The organism is Pseudomonas sp. GM49, from assembly GCF_000282355.1.
Taxonomy (GTDB): domain Bacteria; phylum Pseudomonadota; class Gammaproteobacteria; order Pseudomonadales; family Pseudomonadaceae; genus Aquipseudomonas.
Window position 1 is genome coordinate 1 of record NZ_AKJL01000290.1, and the last position, 5,904, is coordinate 5,904.

4 protein-coding genes are annotated in these 5,904 nt (G+C 62.8%); all 4 read left to right on the forward strand.

Annotated features, from left to right (window positions below):
• A partial coding sequence (locus tag PMI29_RS03820) for a DUF1302 family protein (protein ID WP_008003058.1) occupies nt 1-623 on the forward strand: 623 nt, incomplete at its 5' end.
• Nucleotides 624-654: 31 nt separating this feature from the next.
• A complete protein-coding gene (locus tag PMI29_RS03815; protein ID WP_008003060.1) occupies nt 655-2,016 on the forward strand; it encodes a DUF1329 domain-containing protein in 1,362 nt (453 codons plus the stop codon).
• 75 nt (nt 2,017-2,091) lie between these two features.
• Nucleotides 2,092-3,168 carry a WD40/YVTN/BNR-like repeat-containing protein gene (locus PMI29_RS03810; RefSeq protein ID WP_008003062.1) on the forward strand — a complete coding sequence of 359 codons (1,077 nt, stop codon included), beginning with the start codon at nt 2,092-2,094 and terminating at the stop codon, nt 3,166-3,168.
• A 36-nt stretch (nt 3,169-3,204) separates the two neighbouring features.
• The gene (locus PMI29_RS03805; protein ID WP_008003064.1) at nt 3,205-5,640 is read left to right on the forward strand and encodes an efflux RND transporter permease subunit; all 2,436 of its coding nucleotides are present in this window, start codon (nt 3,205-3,207) and stop codon (nt 5,638-5,640) included.
• Nucleotides 5,641-5,904 lie beyond the last annotated feature (264 nt).

Consider the following 5,904-nt stretch of genomic DNA (forward strand, 5'->3'; position numbering starts at 1 on the left):
CCCCAGCCGGTCTGCCCGGATTCATTGGCAGTTTCGATGGCAACAACGGCGTGGCCCGAGGCAACACCGTGCATGCGGTGCTCAACGGCCTGACCACCTTCGCCGACACGCCGGTGTGGGACAGCGCCTCGCTGCTGGTGGAGCTTGGCTACAGCCGCTGGCTGGACGTCACCGATAACAAGCAGCTGTTCAAGGGCGGGGACTGGTACCGCGGCGTGGACAAGGTCAGCAAGGACAACTACGTCATCGGCGTCAACTTCAACCCGACCTGGTATCAGGTTTTTCCCGGCATCGATTTCTACATGCCGGCCACCTACAACGTCGGCCTCAATGGCAACTCCGCCGTCCAGATGGGGGGCAACGAAGACTCCGGAAGCTATTCGATCGGCGTTGGCATGGACGTGCACAACCAGTATCGCTTCGACCTGAAGTACGTGGACAACTTCGGTCCGTTCGATACCTGTGATCGCGCCGGCAACGCCGGCAGCCAGGGAGACGGTGCCGCACCCGGCGCCAACGGCCAGTACAACTGCACCCCTGGGCAGGCCACAGCCTTTGGCGGTACATCGGCCCAGCTCAAGGATCGCGGCATGGTCACCTTCACCTTCAAAACGACTATCTGATCGAACGTTGCCAGGCAACAGGAGAGACCCCATGAAATTTGCCCAATCTGTATTGGCCGCGGCCCTTGCGCTGGCGGTGACCGGTGCCGCCCACGCGGCCGTATCTTCCGACCAGGCCGCCCGGCTAGGCAGCACATTGACCGGCGTCGGCGCTGAAAAAGCCGGCAATGCCGACGGCAGCATCCCGGCCTATACCGGTGGCCTGACCCAGGCACCGGCCAGCTACCAGGCGGGCAGCTCGTTTCGCCCCGACCCCTTCGAAAATGAAAAGCCGGTGACGGTGATCAACGCCGGCAATGCTGCCCAGTACGCCGGCAAGATGACAGCCTCGACCCAGGAACTGCTCAAGCGCTTCCCGTCGTTTCGCGTCGATGTCTACCCGACCCACCGTACCGTGGCCATGCCTCAGCGACTGCTGGACAACACGGCGAAAAACGCCGTCGGGACCAAAACCACCGAGGGTGGGGTAGCCCTGGACAATGCGCTGCCCGGCGTGCCGTTCCCGATCCCCGCCGATGGCTATGAAGCCATGTGGAACCACTTGCTGCGCTATCAGGGCTTTGCGCTGAACTCCAAGTACGATTCCTGGAACGTCGACTCCTCGGGCAGGGCGACCCTGGCCACCACCGGCAACGCCTACATCGAGTACCCGCTGTACGACCCGGCCCGTACCAGCGCGGCCAACGAAAGCGACGTGTTCTTCAAGACCAAGCTGTATTACCAGGGCCCGGCCCGCCGCGCCGGTGAAGCCATTCTGGTGGTCGATGCAGTCAACCCGCTCAAGCAAGGCCGCCGTGGCTGGCAGTACCTGCCGGGACAACGCCGGGTGAAACTGGCGCCGGATATCGCCTACGACACGCCGAACCCGGGGTCGGCCGGCAGCTCGACCTATGACGATTCCTGGGTGTTCAACGGCGCCCTGGACCGCTACGACTTCAAGCTCGTGGGCAAGAAGGAAATGTACGTCCCGTACAACACCTACAAGTTGAACTACCACAAGGTGGCGGCGGACGTGACCACCCCCAATCACGTCAACCCTGACCTGATGCGCTGGGAACTGCACCGCGTGTGGGTCGTGGAAGCGACCCTGAAGCCGGGCAAGCGCCACATCTATAGCAAGCGCACCTTCTACCTCGATGAGGACAGCTGGATTGCACTGGCTTCGGACGAATACGACGCCAGCGGCAAGCTGTACCGCGGCGCCTTCGCCCACATGGCCTACAGCTATGACGTGCAGGCACCGAACTCGGACAACCACCTGTTCTACGACTTCGTCACCGGTAGCTACAACATTACCGGGATGTACGGGCCGTACGGTGGCGTGAAGTACATCGAGCCACTCTCCAAGGCCCAGTGGGCTCCGGAATCGCTGGCCGGTGCCGGGATCCGCTGACAGAACTCCATGTGGTATTTGCCATCGGGAGGAGGCCACACGCCTTCCGGTGGCTTTTTTATCCGGAAAACAGCGATGAACAAATTCAGATGGATAGTGCTCATTGCACTGGGTGCAGCGCTGGCCTTGCCTTTTACCCGTGCCGTGGTGGCGGCGGATTTCGCCGATACCCTCGACCGGCCGGCGTTGCAGACCGACAAGGCGCTGCATGGCACTTTCACGGGACTGGCCAGCGCCGGCCGACGCCTGGTTGCGGTCGGCCAGCGTGGCCACATTTTCTATTCGGACGATGCAGGCCTGCAATGGCATCAAGCCAAGGTACCGGTCAGCTCTGACCTGGTGGCCGTGCATTTCCCCAGTCCGTCCCAGGGCTGGGCCGTCGGCCATGACGGCGTGGTGTTGCACAGCAGCGACGCGGGCGAAAGCTGGAGCCGTCAATTCGACGGCCGCGACGTCGGCTCGACCCTGCTCGCGTATTACCGCAAGCAGGCCGCGGCTCGGCCGGACGACGAGGCGGTCGTCACCTCGTTGGCCGATGCCCAGCGCATGTTCGAAGAGGGCGCCGACAAGCCATTCCTCGATGTGTGGTTCCAGAATGATCAGGTCGGTTACATCGTCGGCGCCTTCAACCTGATTTTCCGTACCGACAATGGTGGCCGCAACTGGACGCCGTGGCTGGACCGGACCGACAACCCCAGTGCCTTGAACCTGTACGCCTTGCGCCCGGCCGGCAACGAACTGTTCGTTGTCGGCGAGCAGGGCCTGGTGCTCAAGTTCGACCCGACCAGCGAGCGTTTCAAGGCCACCCCCACGCCCTACAACGGCAGTTTTTTCGGCATTGTCGGCAAGCCCGGCGCGGTACTGGTGTTCGGCCTGCGCGGCAACGCCTATCGCAGCGTCGATGGCGGTGCCAACTGGAACAAGGTCGAGCTCGGGCTCCCCCTGAGCATCACCGCCGGTACGGTCACTGCAGACGGGCGGATCATCCTGTTGAGCCAGGCCGGCCATGTACTGGTCAGCAACGACGATGGCGCAAGCTTCAACCTGCAAGTGAATAACGGCCTGGCGCCGGTGGCCGCGGCGCAAGTGTCAACGGCCGGTGCACTGGTACTGGCCGGCACCCGCGGTCTTCGCCAGCTCCCCCTCGAATAAGCCCACCTGCGTACAACAAAAGAGACAAGACACGATATGGGTACCTACGAACTCGATACGATGCCGGTGGTGCGGGAGCTCAAGGGCTTCGACGCCCGCTCCGGCAACCTGCTCGAACGCTTGATCTTCAACAACCGCCTGCTGGTGGTACTGAGTTGCCTGGTGATCACCGTGCTGCTCGGCTACTTCGCGGCCACTCGCCTGAGCCTGACTGCCAGCTTCGAAAAAATGCTGCCGCAGAGCCAGCCGTTCATTCAGAACTACCTGGAAAACCGCCAATCCTTGCGCGGGCTCGGCAATGCGGTGCGGGTGGTGGTGGAAAACACCGAAGGCGATATCTTCGACCCGCAATACCTCGATGTGCTCAGGCAGATCAACGACACCCTGTTCGTGACCCCGGGCGTGGACCGCGCCTGGGTCAAGTCGCTGTGGACCCCGGCGGTGCGCTGGACCGAAGTGACCGAAGAGGGGTTTCGCGGCGGGCCGGTGATGCCCGATGCCTACGACGGCTCGGCGAAGGGCGTCGAACAGCTGCGCTTGAATATTGCCCGATCCGGCATCGTCGGCAGCCTGGTGGGCAACAACTTCAAATCGAGCATGATTTTCGTGCCCCTGCTGGAGAACGATCCGGTCACCGGCCAGGCCATCGACTACCACGCTTTCTCGCGGGTGCTCGAAGAGCAATTGCGTAACAAGTACGAGTTCGCCGGCGCCAGCGATGCCCATGCCCGGGGCGAGGAGGGCAAGGGCCCGATCAAAGTCCGCGTGATCGGTTTCGCCAAGCTGGTCGGCGACCTGATCGACGGCCTGGTGCTGGTGATGATGTACTTCGGCGCTGCTGCGCTGATCGCCACGTCGATCATCTATTTCTTCACCCGCTGCGTGCGCAGCACGACGCTGGTGATTCTCTGCTCGGTGATCGCCGTGGCCTGGCAGTTGGGGCTGGTCGCGCTGTTGGGCTATGCGCTCGATCCGTTCTCGATCCTGGTGCCGTTCCTGGTGTTCGCCATCGGAGTGTCCCACGGCGCGCAGAAGATGAACGGCATCATGCAGGATGTGGGACGCGGCACACACCAACTGGTCGCGGCGCGCTACACCTTCCGCCGCCTGTTCCTGGCGGGGCTCACGGCCTTGCTCGCCGATGCGGTCGGCTTTGCCGTGCTGATGCTGATCGACATCCCGGTGATCCAGGACCTGGCCGTCACCGCCAGCATCGGTGTGGCGGTGTTGATCTTCACCAACCTGGTGCTGTTGCCGGTGCTGCTGTCGTATTGCGGTGTCAGCCGCAGGGCAGCGGCGCGCAGCCTGCGTCAGGAGCACAAGGAATTGCGCGGCAAGGGGCTGGGCAATCTGTGGAGCCTGCTCGACCGCTTCACCGAGCGCCGCTGGGCCACCGTCGCGTTGATCGTCGCCGGGTTGCTGGCGGCGGGCGGGTTCATGGTCAGCACCCAGCTGCAGATCGGCGACCTTGACCCGGGTGCGCCCGAGCTGCGCGCAGACTCTCGCTACAATCGCGACAACGCCTACATCACCGACAACTACTCGCTGTCCAGCGACCAGTTCGCCGTGATGGTCAAGACCGCGAGCGAGGGTTGCCTGAAGTACGAGACCCTGGTCGAGGCCGACCGTCTCGGCTGGTTGCTGCAACAGCAGCCAGGGGTGCAGACCACCGTGTCGCTGGTCAACGCCGTACGGCAGATCACCGCGGGTTCCTATGAAGGCAACCCAAAGATGCTGACCATCGCGCGCAATCAGGATGTACTCAACTATGGCGCGCAGCAGGCCTCGGTGAACAACCCCGAACTGTTCAACAGCGACTGCTCGATGATGCCGGTAGTGGCCTACCTCGCCGACCACAAGGCGCAAACCCTCGAACATGTGGTCAGTATCGCCGAGTCCTTCGCTCGCAAGCACAGCAACGGTGAACGCCAGTTCATGCTCGCGGCCGGTAGCGCGGGAATCGAAGCAGCGACCAACATCGTGGTCCGCGAGGCCAATCGCACCATGCTGTTGTACGTGTATGGCGCGGTGATCGTGCTGTGTTTCATTACCTTCCGCAGCTGGCGTGCGGTCGTGGTGGCGGTGGTGCCGTTGATGCTGACTTCAGTGCTCTGCGAGGCATTGATGGTTTTTCTTGGCATGGGCGTGAAAGTGGCCACCCTGCCGGTGATCGCCCTGGGCGTAGGGATCGGCGTGGATTACGCGCTGTACCTGCTCAGCGTTCAGTTGGCTCAGCAGCGTGCCGGCCTGTCGTTGACCGAGGCTTACAAGAACTCGGTGGCGTTCACCGGCAAGGTGGTCGCTCTGGTGGGCATCACCCTGGCGGCGGGCGTCATCACCTGGGCCTGGTCGCCGATCAAGTTCCAGGCGGATATGGGCATCCTGCTGACCTTCATGTTCATCTGGAACATGATCGGTGCGCTGGTGCTGATACCGGCGTTGTCGCACTTTTTGCTCAGGAAGGCTCGCTGACCTGTCTGCGTACCCACTGTGGGAGCGGGCTTGCTCGCGAAGGCTGAGTGTCAGGCGATGTATGTTTTGAGGGTGTACAAATCCATTCCTGCGGTAACGGCGGCTTATGGTTCCGCCCTTACGGCGGGTCACTTGGAAAAGACTGTAGGAGCGAGCTTGCTCGCGATGGAGGTCAACGATGATGCGGAGAGCCTGACACCCCGCGGTGTTCTCAGGTTCTTCGCGAGCAAGCTCGCTCCTACAGAGCCCGCCGCCATCGGCCAT

Excerpts from the sequence above, each read along its gene's own strand:
- PMI29_RS03815 (WP_008003060.1), top strand. The coding sequence starts at position 655 with ATGAAATTTGCCCAATCTGTATTGGCCGCGGCCCTTGCGCTGGCGGTG.
- PMI29_RS03810 (WP_008003062.1), top strand. The coding sequence starts at position 2,092 with ATGAACAAATTCAGATGGATAGTGCTCATTGCACTGGGTGCAGCGCTG.
- PMI29_RS03805 (WP_008003064.1), top strand. The coding sequence starts at position 3,205 with ATGGGTACCTACGAACTCGATACGATGCCGGTGGTGCGGGAGCTCAAG.